Here is a 16,560-nt window from a genome sequence, read left to right on the forward strand (position 1 = left end):
CGCGCTTGATACCGAACTGTCGTGAAGATTGTTTAGAGTACATTCGCCGAATAACCATTTTCACCTGGGATACTTTAATGATTTCAAAAAACCAATTAAAACTGCTTCGTGCTTTAGGTCAAAAGAAACAGCGTAAAGCGCATGGCTTATTCCTAGTTCAGGGTGAAAAGAACGTTTTAGAGCTGGCAAGTAGTTCATTAAAGGTGAAGCATGTCTTCGCAACCGAGGCATTTCTCGAACAAAACGCTAGTGCGCTAAGTGGTTTTGATTGCATTGAAGCATCGCTTGACGACCTGACCAAAGCGAGCACTCTCGTGAGCAATAACGCGGCCATTGCAGTGGTTGAAATCCCGAGTGTAAAAGTGCCTCAAGCAAAAGGCTTGATGATTGCGCTAGATGGTGTATCTGACCCAGGTAATCTAGGAACAATTATTCGTGTCGCAGACTGGTATGGCATCAAGCACATTATTGCGAGTACAGATTGTGCTGATCCGTATAACCCTAAGACGATCAGCGCGACCATGGGCAGTTTTGGCCGCGTACAAGTGAGTCTGGTGGATTTGCCAAGTTACTTAGAAGAAGCCAACTTGCCAGTTTATGGCGCGTTTCTGGAAGGGGAGAGCGTTCATAAAACGGAATTCGCTGCTGAAGGTATTTTGTTGATGGGCAGCGAGTCCCACGGCGTACGTGAAGACGCTGCGAAGCTCGTGACAAATAAGATCACGATTCCGGCATTTGGTGGTGCTGAGTCGCTGAATGTCGCAATGGCAACTGGTATTATTTTAGACAACATGCGTCGACATCATTGTTAATGTAACTATGCGCCAATAATGAAGCCAGTCAATTTGACTGGCTTTGTTGTATTTACCACCTGTTAAAAATCAGCCCATTTGCAAGTTGTGCTCAATTAAACAACAGTGAATGCCGATGATGACTTAATTTTGATTCAGATCAATAGGCTGCACCTATAAATAAAATTACTCATTTCCATTTAGTAAATTCAGGAAATTAGGCGACACTTATCTAAAGGCCGCAATAAAATGCCCTTAAGGAGATAAGAATGCATTCATTAAAAGTAAAAGATTACATGACGTTGCAAGCGGTGACCTTCACTAAAGATATGTCACTTTCGGCTGCTTTGAATAAAGTCATGCAAAGCGTCACATTAGGTGGCCCCGTCATTGATGAGAATGAAAAGGTAGTTGGATTCTTATCAGAGCAAGACTTGTTAGATAAATTGGTGAAAGCGAGTTATCACTGCCAAGACACGCATACCGTTCAAGAGTGTATGCATGACGATGTTTTATCTGTTTCTCCAGACATGTCAGTGATTGAGTTGGCTGACATGATGAAGATTGGTAAGCCAAAAATGTATCCAGTGGTTGACGGTAAAGGTAAATTGGTTGGCGTTATCACTAGGCGAGATGTGCTGCGCGCCATCGGGATGACTTTAAATGAGTGTTTTAAGCATCCAGTTTAACCTTTTTGATCAAATATCATAGGTGCTTGATTTTAAATAAGTCATTTGGAAAGACGCTTCGGCGTCTTTTTTATTTTCAATCGACGAGTTTTTAAAAAATCACCTTGACCTTGGAGCTAGCTCTAAGGTTTATCCTTAGTCATAGGCAAAGAGCCTACACCAATAAGGAAAATAAATTATGTGTACGAAACATCAAGGTTGCCAATCTAGCAAAATCAAAACTGCGGTGCCGCTTGGCGCGAGCGAGTCGTGCTGCGCACCAGTAAAATCTTCACTCAACATTTCTCAAGCTGGCGTAGAAGTGTCCGAAAGTTCATGTTGCAGCGGAGGGAGTTGTAGCGCCGACCCTGGTGAGGAAGAAGAGCCCTCAAGGGAGAATGATTCCTCAATTCGAAACTCGTGGCTTGTGTCAGGTATGGATTGCCCTTCATGTGCACAAAAGCTTGAGAAGGCTATTACGTCTTTGGAAGGTGTTAGCCAAGCAAAAGTCTTATTTGCAACAGAAAAACTGGTTGTCGATTTTGACGATCGCGAGCTGACCTCTACGATAGAGCATACAGCCCAACAAACAGGTTTTCCGCTTTCTTCACTCGATGCTCCAAAACCAAATACTGCAACGAAGGGCTGGCGTGGGGTAGTAAAAGACAACATTCAAATTCTCTCTATTGCTAGTGCGATGGTTGTCGCGGCAATAATTTCTAAGATCGACCCTCAAATAAGTACTTGGTTATTCACGTTGACCTGTTTACTGGGTTTATACCCAATTGCGCTTAAAGCGTTCAAGTTGGCGCGTAGCGGTACGCCTTTTGCGATTGAAACGTTAATGAGTGTGGCAGCGCTCGGCGCTTTATATTTAGGTGAAACCGCTGAAGCGGCAATGGTGTTATTGCTTTTCCTTATTGGTGAAAAGTTAGAAGCATATGCATCATCCCGCGCTCGAAGTGGTGTCCAAGCGCTAATGGACTTAGTCCCAGAAAATTCAATTTTAATTGTTGATGGTGAGCGTAAAGAGGTGCCTGCAGCTCAGCTTAAGCTGGGGGATATTATAGAAGTTGCCCCCGGTGGTCGTTTGCCAGCGGATGGTGTGTTGCAAGATGCGCTTGCAAGTTTTGACGAAAGCGCGTTAACGGGAGAATCCGTTCCCGTTGAGCACCAAACGGGTGGCAAAGTGATGGCCGGGGCTGTAGTTGTCGATAAAGTCGTTCGTTTACAGGTGACTTCTCGCCAAGGCGAGAATGCGATTGACCGAATTCTCCATTTGATTGAAGAAGCAGAATCTCGTAAGGCACCATTAGAACGTTTTCTGGATAAGTTCAGCCGTTGGTATACGCCGCTGATGATGTTGGTGTCCCTGATGGTTATCGTCACGCCACCACTGTTGTTTGCTCAACCATGGGAAACGTGGATTTATCGAGGACTTGCCCTGTTACTGATCGCCTGTCCTTGTGCGTTGGTTATTTCAACGCCTGCAGCGATTACTTCTGGCTTGGCGGCTGCGGCGAAGCGGGGGGCATTAATCAAAGGTGGTGCGGCGCTTGAGTTGCTTGGTAAGGTTGAGTCCGTCGCATTTGATAAAACCGGTACATTAACGCAAGGTAAGCCGCAGGTGACCGACGTCTTTGCTTTTGGTGTAGATGAAGACAAGTTACTTAGCCTGACAGCCTCAATCGAAGTTGGCTCAAGCCATCCTCTAGCGGTTTCTTTAGTTAATAAAGTGCAACAGCAGGGGCTTCCTATTCCTGAAGCGCTAGATAAAACCGCGCAAGTGGGCTCTGGTGTCACTGGTTACGTCGATGGGAAAATAGTCCAAGTAGTCACGCCTTCTAAGGCCGATTTCCCACTTTCTCAAGAAACCGAAGAGCGAGTGGTGACGTTGGAACAACAAGGTAAAACGGTTGTTATTGTGCGTTACGATTACGAGGTCATTGGCGTGATTGCATGGCAAGATACATTGCGCCCAGATGCCCAAGAAGCTATCGCTACGTTGAAGGAGCTTGGGATAACGTCGGTGATGCTAACCGGTGACAACCCGAGAAGTGCTGAAGCAATGGCGACCAGAATAGGCTTGGATTATAAAGCAAGCTTATTACCAGCAGATAAAGTGCATTACGTCGAGAAACTATCACAGCAACACACCGTTGCAATGGTGGGAGATGGTATTAATGATGCGCCAGCGATGAGAGCCTCGAGTATCGGTATTGCGATGGGAGGCGGTACGGATGTTGCGCTGGAAACGGCCGACGCGGCATTAACGCACAATCGTCTGATTGAGTTACCTGCCATGATAGAACTATCGCGTGCGACGTTAAGCAATATTCGTCAGAATGTTGCGTTAGCGCTTGGTTTGAAAGGCGTTTTCTTGGTGACAAGTTTACTGGGCATTACGGGTCTATGGGTGGCAGTATTAGCCGACAGCGGCGCAACTGCACTGGTTACGTTAAATGCGTTGAGATTGCTCCGTTTTGAGTCCAAGCAGGCCAAGTGACCTACCTAACTAGCTAATAAAAAGCCCGAGGCATTCGTGTCTCGGGCATTTTTAACCGTATCGACGAAATCTAATAAGATGTTTTAGTTTGTTTTTGAAATCACGCATCGCTATACAACAAAATGAGCCAAACTCCCAAAAAGTGTGATCATTACTTGTTTTGGGTGAAATTATAGTTTCATTACATTTTCTCATTGTGATTGTGATCACTCTATGTTGGTAAAAGGTTCGCTACAGTGCATTTGTACCCAATAACTGATTAATGAGCTTATTGTTCATAAAATAAGCCACAATAAGGAGCGACTTATGTCTCAAGCTGTATTTCATTTAGGTGTTACTGAAGCTGATCTTAATGGTGCGACTCTAGCCATCATTCCTGGTGATCCAGCGCGCGTTCAAAAAATCGCAGAACAAATGGAAAACCCAGTATTTCTAGCAAGTCACCGTGAATACACGCTATACCGTGCCGAATTAGACGGTAAACCTGTTGTGGTTTGTTCTACAGGTATTGGTGGCCCTTCTACCTCTATCGCAGTTGAGGAACTCGCGCAGCTTGGTGTTCGTACTTTCCTACGTGTTGGTACAACTGGCGCAATTCAACCGCATGTAAACGTAGGTGACATGATCGTAACGACGGGGTCAGTTCGCCTTGACGGTGCGAGCCTGCACTTTGCGCCAATGGAATTCCCAGCAGTTGCTGACTTTGAAGTAGCAACTGCAATGAAAGCGGCAGTAGAAGAGTCTGGCGCTGCGGTTCACATGGGTGTGACGGCTTCAAGTGATACTTTCTACCCAGGTCAAGAGCGCTACGACACGTTCTCTGGTCGCGTTGTTAAGCGTTTCCAAGGTTCTATGCAAGAATGGCAAGACATGGGCGTACTTAACTTTGAGATGGAGTCTGCAACATTGCTAACAATGTGTGCGAGCTCTGGTCTAAAAGCAGGTTGTGTGGCGGGTGTAATCATCAACCGTACACAAAAAGAGATTCCAGATCATTCAACTCTGAAAGAGACGGAAGCTCGTTCAATTAAGGTGGTAGTAGAAGCAGCGCGTAAAATGCTGTAAGCCGCGATAATTGGCATTTTAAACAAACGGAAAAACCAGAGGCACGCCTCTGGTTTTTTTCTACCTATCTAAACCCACACTTAAAAATTAGGTATGAAAAAAGCAGCCTGTAACGCTGCTTTTGATCATTTTGAATTCTAGTTCTTATCACTGATACTAGATCTCGTCCGAGCCGCCTGCGTCTTTAAACCAAGCCGTTAGGTGCGTTCTTAAATCTTTAAGCTCATCAGGGCCAATCAGAGCTAGCCCCAAATCTTCTGCACGAGTAATGTCATTATGACGAAGCGGTCGGAAGCTCACCAGCATTGCACGTGCTTGTAAACCACCTAGTAGATCTCTGAGGGATTCTAGCTTGTACAAGGTGTCATCGCCGTCATCTCGCATGCCTTTGGTTTTACACTCAATGATGTGGAGCTTGTTGTTTACTACTGTTGCAACATCCAACTCATTGCGTACTTCACTTTCACCAAGTTTGCGATAAACCTGAACATTCAAAGAGCGATCTTGAATCGTCGGCATCGTATCTTGAATTTGCTTGACCGTGCTGTGTACCAGAGTCTCTAACCATTCACCGTTTGAAAAGCGGCGTGCATCTTCATCTGCAAACGTTAGAACACCATTCTCATAAGTGGCGATTTGCGCTTCCACTAAGTCCGAAAGCAGCATGTTGAGCTCACGGTAGCCTTGTTGCTTTTCAGAAAGCTCCACATCAAGTTTTTGCTCTTTGCGGCATGTGGTTGCAAGGTAGTTAAGAGTCGCTAAGCCTGGACCAAGTTCAAGCGCATTTGAGGCCCAGCGTTCACCAAGTTCATACAGTTTTTTATCAAGAAGAGGAGGCAAATCAACGTGGTGGAACTCGCCGCGTGCGCCGAAGATAGTGAGGTAGTCAGCAATCGTAATGTGGTCTTCGACCTGAGTATCTTCTTTGCCATCTGGGTATAACCAGCAAAGCTTATCGCTACTTGGCTCAACCACAAAAATTGGCCAGCGATAGGTACGGAAAACCTCGTACACAGACAATAAGCGATGACGAAGACCGCAACTGGCGTTCAATTTCACATCTTCGCCGCGCTCATGGAGATCTTTTGCCAGTTTTTGAATCGCTTGTTTGATCAGCGAAGTATTGACGGCGGATGGGATTTCAAAAAATTCGGAAGTAATGTCTCGTTGCTCTAAAACGGCACTCAGTCGGTCAAATATATCTAACTGGCTCTTGTCTCCGATGAAGACGATATGTGTGCTTAGCGTACGATTATCTAATAGAGGAGTGACCAATCTCACTGGGTCTTGGTCGATAATACCAACATGAACAGCCATAGATTTTCCTTTTTATGAGGCCGCTCGAAAAGAGATGTGCAAGGGGATGAGCTGGCCATATTAATCATATGTAGACATGGCCGATAAAAAACAAGGGCGACTTAACAAAAAGTCGCCCTTATACAGTTGATTGCACTAATTAATGCTTAAATTTATAAATTATTTATAACTTAAAGCGGTGAACCAATTCATTCTGTTGATGAGCCAAGTGAGTCAGGGATTCACTGGTCTGTGCGATGCTCGACATAGCTTGGAAGCTTTCATCGGCGATACTATTGATATCTTCAATACTGCGTGCAATGTCTGCTGAGGTTTCACTTTGCTCTGCTGCCGCTTGCGAAATATGCGTACTCATTTGGCTGATTTCGATGATTAGCGCTTGAATCTCTTCCATTGAGCTGTTCGCTTTTGATGCTTGCTCAACAGACATCTCCATATCGCTCATGCAGCTTTGTATCACTTGATTTGCTGACTGAGAGCTGGATTGCAGATTACTGATCATCGATTCAATTTCAGTGGTGGACTGAGTGGTTCTGGATGCAAGCACACGCACCTCATCGGCCACTACCGCAAAGCCGCGACCTTGTTCGCCAGCGCGAGCCGCTTCAATTGCTGCATTCAATGCCAGTAGGTTAGTTTGTTCAGCAATGTTGCGAATCACATCGAGGATAGAACCAATTTGACCACTCATTTTTTGAAGTTCAGAGACAGCGGAAACGGATTCGTTCAAACGCGTTTCCAGTTGATTTATGGTCGAGATATTGCTGCTCATGACATTTCTGCCTTCTTCAGAGGCAGATTCGACACGCTGCACCATTTCTAGTGAACCTTGTGCACTTTGAGCGACTTCTTGCACTGAGTGAGACATTTCCGTCATTGCGGTCGCAACGTTTGCTGTTTGCTCACGTTGTGAGCTTAATTTGCTTTGCGCTTGCGAAGACGTGCTTTCGTTTGTTGCTGCGGTCGAAGATAGGTTCTCTGACGCTTCGTTGAGTTTCACTAAGATCTCGTGAAGACTGTCGGCTAGTGAGTTAATGTGTCCACTCACTCGGCTGAACTCGTTGTTATAGCGAATATCGATACGTTGTGTCATGTCACCTTCAGTCAGGCTTTCAAGCACTTTTAGAATACGAGTCAATGGTTCGCGAACGCTATGCGCGATGTGGTAGCCAATCGCTGTGGCAAGTAGCACGACGACAACGCCAATGATGATGGCTTTCGTCACACCCGCAGAATAAATGTTACCAGCGTCTGCTAACGATTCATTAAGTTTATCCGTTGCGGTTGACGTAAATTGCTCAAGAATCGCCATGGTTGAATCAACTTTATTCGCTAGGTTGGCGATGTTGTTGTATAGCGCTGCACGAGCATTGAGGTAATTATTGTGCTGGTCTAAGACACCTCCACGCATTCCCACATCGCGTGTGAATTGTTCTACCGACTCACCAAACGCTGTTTTTAGTTCAGGTAATTGAGTAACTAAACCACGGAAAGCATAGTTCAAATGAGTCACTGCTTTGCGGTTTTTGGTCACGGCTTGCGTAACAAACTCAGGATCAGAACTGGCGAGGGCATCAGAGGTTATAACTTCCGCATCTTTTAGCTTAATGAAGTAACTCTTCGCCATGACTTTGACAGAAATGCTAGTTTGATCTGCCACATATTCTTTAAGGCCGACCGACAACTCGGTATTCAGCTTTTGGAAGCGACGTGACGATTTTTGCACTTTTTCTTGCGCAGCGAACATCGCTTCGTAGTTGTCCATGGCTTCAAGAGCTTCAGTAAAATAGCTCTGCTCTAACGCTTTTAATTGTGAAAACGGTTCGGCAAGAGAAGGATAGATTTGGCTCGCAGTTTCCAGTTGACCCAAAGTGGATTCGAAACGTTGTTGAGATCTAGCAAATTCCTGACGCATTTCATCCATGCGTTGTTTATTCTCTGTCGTCAGAAAATCTTTAAACGATTTGTCGGCAGAAAGCAGTTCAACACTGGTTTGGTTAGATAACGATACCAGTGGTAGGGATGATTTAGACACGGTGCCAAACTTCCCGTGAATATCACTCATTCCTCCCATCATAATGGCAATTGTGACGGCAAATAGGATGATGATCAGAGCAAAGCCCGCATACATCCTTTTAATAACTGAACCTCGCATAAGTGAGCTTCCTCTCCCAAAATAGACAAGCTACCCAAGAATTTTGAGCTTACTTGGGTATAAAAATAATAATTGTCTTAAAAAAGTAACAAAATTCATTGGATTGTATTGAGTTTGTGACGCGCATTTTATGACGCACACGACAAAAAAAGCTTCGTTAATTAGCGTTTGATTAATAATGTTAAGTGAACACTGTTTTTATTGAGCTCCGCTTTTGGTTGGCGCATACTAATTGGGGTCTAATTACCTTTATAAAATGGAGTCCTCATGGCGGAAGAAACGATCTTTAGTAAAATTATTCGTAAGGAAATCCCTGCCGATATTCTTTATCAAGATGAGTTGGTGACTGCGTTTCGCGATATTAACCCGCGCACACCGAGCCATATTCTCATTATTCCGAATAAATTGATCCCAACAACGAATGATGTTGAAGCTGAAGATGAAGCAATGATGGGGCGTTTGTTCACTGTTGCTAAAAAACTGGCGAAAGAGGAAGGCATTGCGGAAGACGGCTATCGCCTGATCGTTAATTGTAACCCGCACGGTGGCCAAGAGGTTTACCATATTCACATGCACCTATTAGGCGGTCGTCCTCTAGGTCCAATGGTATTGAGCTAAGCTTTAAAAAGTGGGTGGCGCAGTTCACCCACTTCTTTTTCCTGTCGAATGACACATTTGTGGAGATAAATGTGAAACTAGGTGTAAAGCTGTTAGGGCTGATGAGCTGGGCTTTAATGGCCTCTGGCTGCGCGAATTTGTCTGCGGGCAATCTGTTTAGTCACTACAGCAACCAGAATCAAGAAGTTTATCAAGCCGTTGTTGCAGGGGAATATGCGAAAGCGAAACAACTTCAATCGAGCGAAGTGGGTGGCGAGATACTTGGCAACTTTGAAAAGGGCCGTATTTCTTTTCTTGCTGAAGATTACCCGACAAGTTTGAAAGCGCTGGAAAATGGTGATCGTGCCGTTCGTGTTCAGCAAGATCGCGCGACTATTTCTGTGTCAGAAACGGCAACGAGCGTCGGCTCTCTCGCAGTGAACGACAATCTCCAAGATTATCACCCCGCCGATTATGAACTTGGCTTTCTGCACCTTTATCTCGGGCTAAACTATTTACAGAAAAACGATTTGGAAGGGGCGCTTGTTGAAGTGCGTCGAGCCAATCAAGTTCAGGAAGCGGCAAGAAAGGCGCGTGAAAAAGAACTAAAAGCAGCAGAAAAAGACCTGAAAAAGCAAGGCATGTCTGCCAATTTAGGCAGTGTGTTGGCGAGCTACCCTGATGCTGGTAAAAAACTAAGCGCAGTACAAAACGGCTATTTGTTCTATCTTTCTGGCTTGTTATATGAAGCGTCACGAGATTTAAACAGTGCTTATGTTGATTACCGACGAGCACTCGCTGTGATGCCAGACAACAAACAAGTTGTTGAAAGCACGTTGTACGCCGCTAAGAAACTAGGCATGCGTGAAGACTTACGCATGCTAGAGAAACGGTATGGTAAAGCACCTTCTGGGTTAGCTCAGTCTCAAGGTCGAGTCATCATTATTGATGAACAAGGCGTAGTGGAGGCTTTGAAAGGTTGGCGTATTGATCTACCGATTTACGACAGTCGCGATAATGGGGCCATTTATTCGTTGGCGCTTCCTTATTATCCGAATCGGGGTGCTCAACGTTTTAGCGATGTGGTTTTAAATGGTCAGGTATTGCCTTCTAGCACGCTGACTGATGTTAATGCGATGGCACAAAACGATCTTAATGAACGTCTGACTACAATGGTGATCCGTCAAGCGCTTCGCGTTTGGGCAAAAGATCGAATCCGAAAAGAGGCGGCGAAAAAAGGCGATGATGTGGGTAACATACTTTTCAATGTATGGAACACATTGACCGAGCAGCCGGATACGAGAAGTTGGCAAACATTACCAGCGCAAGTGAAAACGGCATCAAAAGTCGTGAAACCGGGAACACAAAGTTTAAACTTGGGTGATCAAACCTATCAGTTTGAAGTACCTGCACAGCAGACTACATTGGTATGGGTATCTCGTCAGGGAACACACTCAACCGTGTGGCATAAACAGCTAGGGAGACTGTAATGAAAGCATGGCTTATTTGTTTAGCAATGGCTATTGGTTTAGTTGGATGCGCCGAAAACACGGCTGGTATTCGAATTGATGGTCAAACGCAAAAAGTATTTTTTAATGATAACGTTTTGGGTAGTCGCTTATTAGTTGACAACATCACCACCACTTACGTTGATGATCGTCCACGTGGAGTAGTGCAACTAAGCAGTAACTATAAAGGTGACCAGCACATTCTTTACCGCTTCTATTGGTATGACAATAATGGTTTAGAAGTGAATACCAAGCCTGGCCCATGGCGCAAAATGATTGTGCGAGGGTTTGAGCAAGTCACGTTATCTGAAGTTACTGTGAATCCAAATGGCACCAAATTCCGTGTTCAAATTAGAGAAGCACAAGACAATTAATCTTAACGGCTTTGCCGAAGCTGCCGCGCTAACGATGCGCTGGTATTGAAAAACTAAGGAACTCTCATGAAAAAAAGTATTATTGCTCTTTTAGGTCTTGCCGTCATTTTGGGTGGCTGTTCTAACAAAGTCTCTTACGGCGATGCGCAAGCAACAGAAACCACGACTATCGATTTTGGCTCAACAGATTTACAAAAAATCGCGGCTGAAATGGTTGATAGCATGATGATGTCGGGTTCTGTAGCAGCAATTACTCGTGATCAACGTCCTATCGTTTTTGTTGAGCGAATTAAGAACAAGACCAGTGAACACATTGACACTGAATCCATTACCGACACTATTTCTACTAAGATGCTGAACTCTGGTAAGTTCCGCTTTGTTGATATGGATCGTGTTGAGTCTGTGCGTGAACAGCTTAACTTCCAAAACACGGATGAGCTGGTTAACCAAAGCACAGCGATCCAATTTGGTAAAATGGTGGGTGCGCAATACATGCTTTACGGTAACCTATCTAGCATCGTCAAAAATGCAGGTAGCGATAAAGATGTATACTACAAGATGACCATGCGCCTAATGGACCTAGAAACAGGTTTGATTGAGTGGGCGGATGAAACGGAAATTCGTAAAGCGCAATCGAAGAGCTTATTCGGTCTTTAATCGATACTGATGGAGAAGTCATCAATGGCATGGTTTTCTTGGCAACAAGCAAAACAGTTAGATCCGAGTCTTAATGCTCTCGATGGCTTCTTTACTGAGCCTCCGGTAAAAGTTCAAACCGTTACCGGGGGGTTAACCAACCGTTGTTGGCGGTTGGAATCCTCTCAAGGCCTTGTATACATCTGGCGACCGACCAGTAATGTTTGCAAGGCTTTTTCAATTTCTCGCCACAATGAATATCAAGTTCTGAATGCTATCTCTTCATTAGAAATTGGCCCCAAGCCAGTGTTTATCCACGAGCAAGGTTTACTGGTGGAATGGATCGAAGGGCAAGCACTTTCGGATGTAGGTCTACCAGTAAGAGATTTATTATCCATTGCGGCGACCATTCATCAGCACCCGATCAGTGCGCTCCCTTTGGTTCCATTTTCTTATATTTCTCGCATCGATCATTATTGGCTTGAGCTTGATGGTCAGTATGCGGATACGGAATTTGAGGCTCTATACATGAAGTGGCGCACGGAACCGAGTGTAGCGCCGGTTCCACTAGCTCTTTGTCACTTTGACCTGGGGTGTTACAACCTCGTTCGGGGAGATAGTGGGGTGAAAGTCATTGATTGGGAGTATGCTGGTATTGCTGACCCTAGGCTTGATTTGACCTTGACTATTCAAGTCGCGGATGCGCCTGTGGAAGAGGCAGTGAAACAGTATTGCCAAATTCGAGGTATCGACGATACGTCTCTTTGGTTAAGTGGTGTACAGGCGTGGCAGTCAAGAACCCTAGTGATGGCGATGCTTTGGTATCTACTGGCCTATAAATTGTGGGGAGATGAACAATACTTAAACAGTGCGCATGAGTTGAAAGGCTCATTGTGTATGGAAGATCACTGTTTTGAGAACTCGTGATATTTTCCCCTTTAACAGTAAGGAAATAGTGGTAGTTTTAATAAAAGTACCAGATACACACAGGGAGAGGTACACATGATTATTTACTTACACGGCTTTGACAGTACAAGCCCGGGTAACCACGAAAAAGTTCTTCAACTGCAATTCATCGACGACGACGTTCGTTTTATCAATTACAGCACCCTTCACCCAAAGCACGACATGCAACACTTGTTAAAAGAGGTGTCTAAAGTTATCGATCAATCGGATGATCCAAACCCGTTGATCTGTGGGGTTGGTTTAGGTGGTTATTGGTCTGAACGAATTGGTTTTCTATGCGGTATCAAGCAAGTGATGTTTAACCCGAACTTGCACCCAGAAAAAACGATGGCTGGTCGAATCGATCGCCCAGAAGAGTACGAAGATATCGCAACAAAATGTGTTGATCAGTTTCGAGCGAAAAATCAGGCGCACTGCTTGGTGATTTTATCCAAAGATGATGAAGTGCATGACAATGCGAAAACTGCAGCTGAGTTAGAAAAATACTATCAAATCATTTGGGACGAAACGCAGTCCCACAAGTTCAAAAAGATCTCTCACCATTTACAAGCGATTAAGGCATTTAAAAATACTTAAGAGTGTTTGAGTGTGAACAGTAAAGCGGCATTTTTTATCGGCTGCTTTGCTGCGACCCCCTCTTGTGAGTATGCCGAGTCACTTTCTCTTTAAAGGCCTCATTTTCTTGGTTTAGCGCTCAGAATATTGTGTTCTCCTTACCGTTTTCTTACTTCCATCCTATGTGGCACGAATACCTTGTTGTAGAGTAGTCGAAAAGTAGTCAATCCGTACTCGTCACACGGATTTTGGTTGCCTTCAAAGTACGTCTCTATATAATGAACCAGACTAAAATAATTTGATAAATATCAAAAAAAATTGAGAGCGAGTAATAAACTTGCCCAAAAATCTCTGGCGTCGTATGCGTACCAGACAAATATGCTGATTCCTAACAAGTCATTGATAGATAAAGAATAAAATTAGGCAGCAGTTTTTAATCCAAATAAATTGAGACACCTCTAAGAACCAAGAATTCATCGGTTGGATGGATGCCACAAATGTTTGTGAGTCATGCATCGAGCTGAACCCCATATATTCATTTTTGTAGAGGAAAATCATTGTGACACGCATTATCGTTGTAGGCGGCGGTGCTGGTGGTCTTGAGTTGGCAACTAAGCTTGGCCGAACTCTAGGTCGCAAGAACCGTGCGCAAATTACGCTAGTAGATCGTAAAGCGAGCCACTTGTGGAAGCCATTATTGCATGAAGTTGCAACTGGCTCTTTGGACGAAGGGGTGGATGCTCTGAGTTATCGAGCTCATGCAAAAAACCACAGCTTCGACTTCCAAATGGGTAGCCTTCAAGACATCGACCGCGAACGTAAAGTGATCATCTTAAGTGAGCTTAAAGATGAGCATGGTGAGCTTCTGATGCCAAGCCGCGAGCTAGAATACGACATTCTGGTCATGGCGATTGGTTCAACATCAAACGATTTCAACACTCCTGGCGTTCGTGAGAATTGTATTTTCCTAGACAGTCCAGAACAAGCGCACCGTTTCCGCACAGAAATGAACAATGAGTTCCTAAAACTGCACGCGAAAAACGGTAACGGTACGGTGGATATCGCGATTGTTGGTGCTGGTGCAACTGGCGTTGAACTATCAGCTGAGTTACATAATGCTGTTAAAGAGCTGCGCACTTACGGCTTTGGCGATCTTGACTCTAGCAAGTTGAACGTCAATCTGATTGAAGCAGGTGAGCGTATTTTACCAGCGTTACCTCCACGTATTTCTTCTGCTGCTCATCAGGAGCTGGTGAAGTTGGGCGTAAATGTACGCACGGCAACCATGGTGACTAAAGCTGAAAAAGATGGCCTCACCACGAAAGATGGTGAGAAGATCCCGGCACAAATCATGGTTTGGGCTGCGGGTATTAAAGCACCAGATTTTATTAAAGATATCGCTGGTTTAGAAACGAACCGTATCAACCAGCTGGTAGTGAAAAATACACTACAAACGACGCGTGATGATGACATTTTCGTTATTGGTGACTTAGCACAATGTACTCAGGCTGATGGTTCGTTTGTTCCACCACGTGCGCAAGCTGCGCACCAAATGGCAAGCCAAGCATTCAGCAACATCGTTGCGAAGATCAACGGACGCGAGCTGAAAGACTATGTGTATAAAGATCACGGCTCATTGGTGTCTCTAAGCCGTTTCTCTACCGTTGGTAGCTTGATGGGCAACCTAACCAAAGGGTCGATGATGGTAGAAGGCCGTATTGCACGTGTCGTTTATATCTCGTTATATCGAATGCACCTGATGGCGTTGCACGGCGTATTTAAAACCGGACTGATGATGCTCGTGGGTCGTATCAACCGAGTACTGCGTCCAAACCTTAAGCTTCACTAAGACGCCAAATTCACATCTACGCGGATTGCGCGGATGCTGTATCTTCGAAATATAAAAAGCCACCGCAAGTCGGTGGCTTTTTATTTATGTTAGATCTGCCGGTAAAAGTGAGTACACAACGCCATCCTTAGGCTTACCATGAAAAATAAACCGGTTTCTGGCGATGGTTTCTTTTTGTGCACCGACTGACTCAATTAAGGTTTGGCTTGCTTCGTTGTCGGGGTCACAGACAATTTCCAGTCGAGTTAAACTCAGCTTTGCAAAGCAGAATTCAGCCAAGGCTCTAACGGCTTCTTGAGCATAGCCCTGTCGTTGATAGCGGTCAGCAACCCAGTAGCCAATACTTGCCATATTAAACGTGTGATATAACTCGTTTACGGCGGCCATTCCTACTAGAGTGTTACTTTGTCGCTCATAGATACCGAAACCGAAAGCTTCTGTTTTTACCCAGTTAAGTCGGGTTGCCAACAGGAAGTCCTGTGCATCTTTCAACGTAACGTTTTGATTACACCAATCTAGCCACTGGTGTAGGGAAGGGGACTCTGCAAGCAAACGTTGTAGTAAGTGAGCTTCTTCAGAAGGGATGAGCTTGAGCGCTAAGCGGGGCGCAATGATTTCAAAATCTGGACTCATGAACTGATACGACTTCCATGTTGAGTGTAAGTAATTTGAAAACTGTCTATTTCATACTGTAACGCAGTTATTTTCCTTGCTCTGCGTTGGTTAGGAATAACTGAGGACATAACAGATAAAAACAAAGCGCAGCAAATGCTGCGCTTTGTTGAATCACTCGTGCTTATCGAACGCGACGAACTTGAATGATCATGCCCATCAATGGGTTGTCTAGGTAATGAGTCTCACTACTACGCATACGGCGTTTTTGATCCATTCGGTAGCTCATGAGGAACTTTTCTTCTGTTATTGTAGGGGAGATTTCCGCCAAGTTACCCACTTGAACATTACCATCGACCTCACCTAAATCATCCGCCAATTGCTCGGTTGAAGTTGGTTCAAAACGCACTTCTCTAACACTTGGCTCGCGCAGGTCTAGTGTCGTTTCAGCGAATAGATAATGCTGCACGTAAATTTGGAATCGACCGTCTAGTTCATACAAAGGACCGTTGACTGTCTCTTCACTGTAACCGTCAGTGGAAAATGTCTGAGTACTGCCATTGATTGGACTACCATCTGCGTGATAAGAATCAGAGAAATCTCGTCCACCAACAATACGGAAAATTGGGGCGCTAGATTTGCCTCGGTCACCTTGACGCCATGCTACGTGTTTAAGCACTTTAAACCCAGCGTGGTTGTTTAATGCTGCTTCTTGCGCATTCAGGCGGAAAGATGAGCGTGGCAGTAGTGTTACGCCTTTAGAGCGACGGTATGATTCACTCTCTAAGCTGCCGACATTTTCCATATCGATTTTTGGCAGTTGATTCGGCCAAGATTCAGTGGTGCTTTCAGCGTCGACTGCTCGCTTGAAAATGATCACTTCAATATCAAATTGACGCTGTGCCCAAGAAGGCATTGAGACACATAGAAGCAATAACGGGATCAGTATTCTCATTCGACT

The 16,560-nt window shown here is 44.8% G+C and carries 15 protein-coding genes; 11 read left to right on the top strand and 4 right to left on the bottom strand.

Annotated features, from left to right (window positions below; genetic code table 11):
• Positions 1-77: 77 nt before the first annotated feature.
• The 4 genes from L3V32_RS02065 to udp all read left to right on the top strand — a co-directional run bounded on the left by L3V32_RS02065 (position 78) and on the right by udp (position 5,030).
• Complete coding sequence (locus tag L3V32_RS02065; RefSeq protein WP_048626169.1) at positions 78-812, top strand: RNA methyltransferase; 735 nt, start codon at positions 78-80, stop codon at positions 810-812.
• A 248-nt stretch (positions 813-1,060) separates the two neighbouring features.
• On the top strand, positions 1,061-1,480 hold the full coding sequence (locus L3V32_RS02070; RefSeq protein ID WP_005390603.1) for a CBS domain-containing protein: 420 nt from the start codon (positions 1,061-1,063) through the stop codon (positions 1,478-1,480).
• Between the two features lie 178 nt (positions 1,481-1,658).
• A complete protein-coding gene (locus L3V32_RS02075) occupies positions 1,659-3,965 on the top strand; it encodes a zinc/cadmium/mercury/lead-transporting ATPase (RefSeq protein WP_237283731.1) in 2,307 nt (768 codons plus the stop codon).
• A 306-nt stretch (positions 3,966-4,271) separates the two neighbouring features.
• Positions 4,272-5,030 (top strand): uridine phosphorylase, encoded by a 759-nt coding sequence (udp, locus tag L3V32_RS02080; RefSeq protein ID WP_012842006.1) that lies wholly within the window; start codon positions 4,272-4,274, stop codon positions 5,028-5,030.
• A gap of 156 nt (positions 5,031-5,186) precedes the next feature.
• Here udp and L3V32_RS02085 read toward each other — a convergent pair whose 3' ends face one another.
• Together L3V32_RS02085 and L3V32_RS02090 are read right to left on the bottom strand one after the other, a co-directional pair.
• Positions 5,187-6,347 carry a DUF1887 family protein gene (locus L3V32_RS02085; RefSeq protein ID WP_005390608.1) on the bottom strand — a complete coding sequence of 387 codons (1,161 nt, stop codon included), beginning with the start codon at positions 6,345-6,347 and terminating at the stop codon, positions 5,187-5,189.
• Between the two features lie 163 nt (positions 6,348-6,510).
• Positions 6,511-8,502: a methyl-accepting chemotaxis protein gene (locus L3V32_RS02090; RefSeq protein ID WP_109168573.1), complete on the bottom strand. Its 1,992-nt coding sequence runs from the start codon at positions 8,500-8,502 to the stop codon at positions 6,511-6,513.
• Between the two features lie 267 nt (positions 8,503-8,769).
• Here L3V32_RS02090 and hinT point away from each other — a divergent pair, with 267 nt between their 5' ends.
• From hinT to L3V32_RS02125, 7 genes are all read left to right on the top strand, one after another.
• On the top strand, positions 8,770-9,120 hold the full coding sequence (gene hinT, locus L3V32_RS02095) for a purine nucleoside phosphoramidase (protein WP_005390611.1): 351 nt from the start codon (positions 8,770-8,772) through the stop codon (positions 9,118-9,120).
• Between the two features lie 71 nt (positions 9,121-9,191).
• Positions 9,192-10,589: a hypothetical protein gene (locus L3V32_RS02100; protein WP_237283732.1), complete on the top strand. Its 1,398-nt coding sequence runs from the start codon at positions 9,192-9,194 to the stop codon at positions 10,587-10,589.
• Positions 10,589-10,981, top strand: a complete 393-nt coding sequence (locus L3V32_RS02105; protein ID WP_005390620.1) for a YcfL family protein — start codon at positions 10,589-10,591, stop codon at positions 10,979-10,981. The genes L3V32_RS02100 and L3V32_RS02105 overlap by 1 nt, the downstream gene beginning before the upstream one ends.
• A gap of 66 nt (positions 10,982-11,047) precedes the next feature.
• A complete protein-coding gene (lpoB, locus tag L3V32_RS02110) occupies positions 11,048-11,638 on the top strand; it encodes a penicillin-binding protein activator LpoB (RefSeq protein ID WP_005378467.1) in 591 nt (196 codons plus the stop codon).
• Between the two features lie 24 nt (positions 11,639-11,662).
• A complete protein-coding gene (gene thiK / locus L3V32_RS02115) occupies positions 11,663-12,544 on the top strand; it encodes a thiamine kinase (protein WP_237283733.1) in 882 nt (293 codons plus the stop codon).
• A 75-nt stretch (positions 12,545-12,619) separates the two neighbouring features.
• On the top strand, positions 12,620-13,159 hold the full coding sequence (ycfP, locus tag L3V32_RS02120; RefSeq protein WP_237283734.1) for an alpha/beta hydrolase YcfP: 540 nt from the start codon (positions 12,620-12,622) through the stop codon (positions 13,157-13,159).
• Between the two features lie 538 nt (positions 13,160-13,697).
• Entirely contained in the window at positions 13,698-14,987 is a 1,290-nt protein-coding gene (locus L3V32_RS02125; protein WP_005390626.1) for an NAD(P)/FAD-dependent oxidoreductase, read from the top strand.
• Between the two features lie 84 nt (positions 14,988-15,071).
• Here the strand turns inward: L3V32_RS02125 and L3V32_RS02130 are convergent, their stop codons facing one another.
• Both L3V32_RS02130 and L3V32_RS02135 read right to left on the bottom strand, forming a co-directional pair.
• A complete protein-coding gene (locus tag L3V32_RS02130) occupies positions 15,072-15,620 on the bottom strand; it encodes a GNAT family N-acetyltransferase (RefSeq protein WP_048626173.1) in 549 nt (182 codons plus the stop codon).
• A 163-nt stretch (positions 15,621-15,783) separates the two neighbouring features.
• Complete coding sequence (locus L3V32_RS02135) at positions 15,784-16,554, bottom strand: peptidoglycan binding protein CsiV (RefSeq protein ID WP_237283735.1); 771 nt, start codon at positions 16,552-16,554, stop codon at positions 15,784-15,786.
• Positions 16,555-16,560: the final 6 nt, after the last annotated feature.

Source organism: Vibrio sp. J2-4, from assembly GCF_021728155.1.
In the GTDB taxonomy this organism is placed as follows: Bacteria; Pseudomonadota; Gammaproteobacteria; order Enterobacterales; family Vibrionaceae; genus Vibrio; species Vibrio diabolicus.

What these genes read in the sequence shown, in the direction of transcription:
- L3V32_RS02065 (WP_048626169.1), top strand. Translation starts at nt 78, where the DNA reads ATGATTTCAAAAAACCAATTAAAACTGCTTCGTGCTTTAGGTCAAAAG.
- L3V32_RS02070 (WP_005390603.1), top strand. Translation starts at nt 1,061, where the DNA reads ATGCATTCATTAAAAGTAAAAGATTACATGACGTTGCAAGCGGTGACC.
- L3V32_RS02075 (WP_237283731.1), top strand. Translation starts at nt 1,659, where the DNA reads ATGTGTACGAAACATCAAGGTTGCCAATCTAGCAAAATCAAAACTGCG.
- udp (WP_012842006.1), top strand. Translation starts at nt 4,272, where the DNA reads ATGTCTCAAGCTGTATTTCATTTAGGTGTTACTGAAGCTGATCTTAAT.
- L3V32_RS02085 (WP_005390608.1), bottom strand. Translation starts at nt 6,347, where the DNA reads ATGGCTGTTCATGTTGGTATTATCGACCAAGACCCAGTGAGATTGGTC.
- L3V32_RS02090 (WP_109168573.1), bottom strand. Translation starts at nt 8,502, where the DNA reads ATGCGAGGTTCAGTTATTAAAAGGATGTATGCGGGCTTTGCTCTGATC.
- hinT (WP_005390611.1), top strand. Translation starts at nt 8,770, where the DNA reads ATGGCGGAAGAAACGATCTTTAGTAAAATTATTCGTAAGGAAATCCCT.
- L3V32_RS02105 (WP_005390620.1), top strand. Translation starts at nt 10,589, where the DNA reads ATGAAAGCATGGCTTATTTGTTTAGCAATGGCTATTGGTTTAGTTGGA.
- lpoB (WP_005378467.1), top strand. Translation starts at nt 11,048, where the DNA reads ATGAAAAAAAGTATTATTGCTCTTTTAGGTCTTGCCGTCATTTTGGGT.
- thiK (WP_237283733.1), top strand. Translation starts at nt 11,663, where the DNA reads ATGGCATGGTTTTCTTGGCAACAAGCAAAACAGTTAGATCCGAGTCTT.
- ycfP (WP_237283734.1), top strand. Translation starts at nt 12,620, where the DNA reads ATGATTATTTACTTACACGGCTTTGACAGTACAAGCCCGGGTAACCAC.
- L3V32_RS02130 (WP_048626173.1), bottom strand. Translation starts at nt 15,620, where the DNA reads ATGAGTCCAGATTTTGAAATCATTGCGCCCCGCTTAGCGCTCAAGCTC.
- L3V32_RS02135 (WP_237283735.1), bottom strand. Translation starts at nt 16,554, where the DNA reads ATGAGAATACTGATCCCGTTATTGCTTCTATGTGTCTCAATGCCTTCT.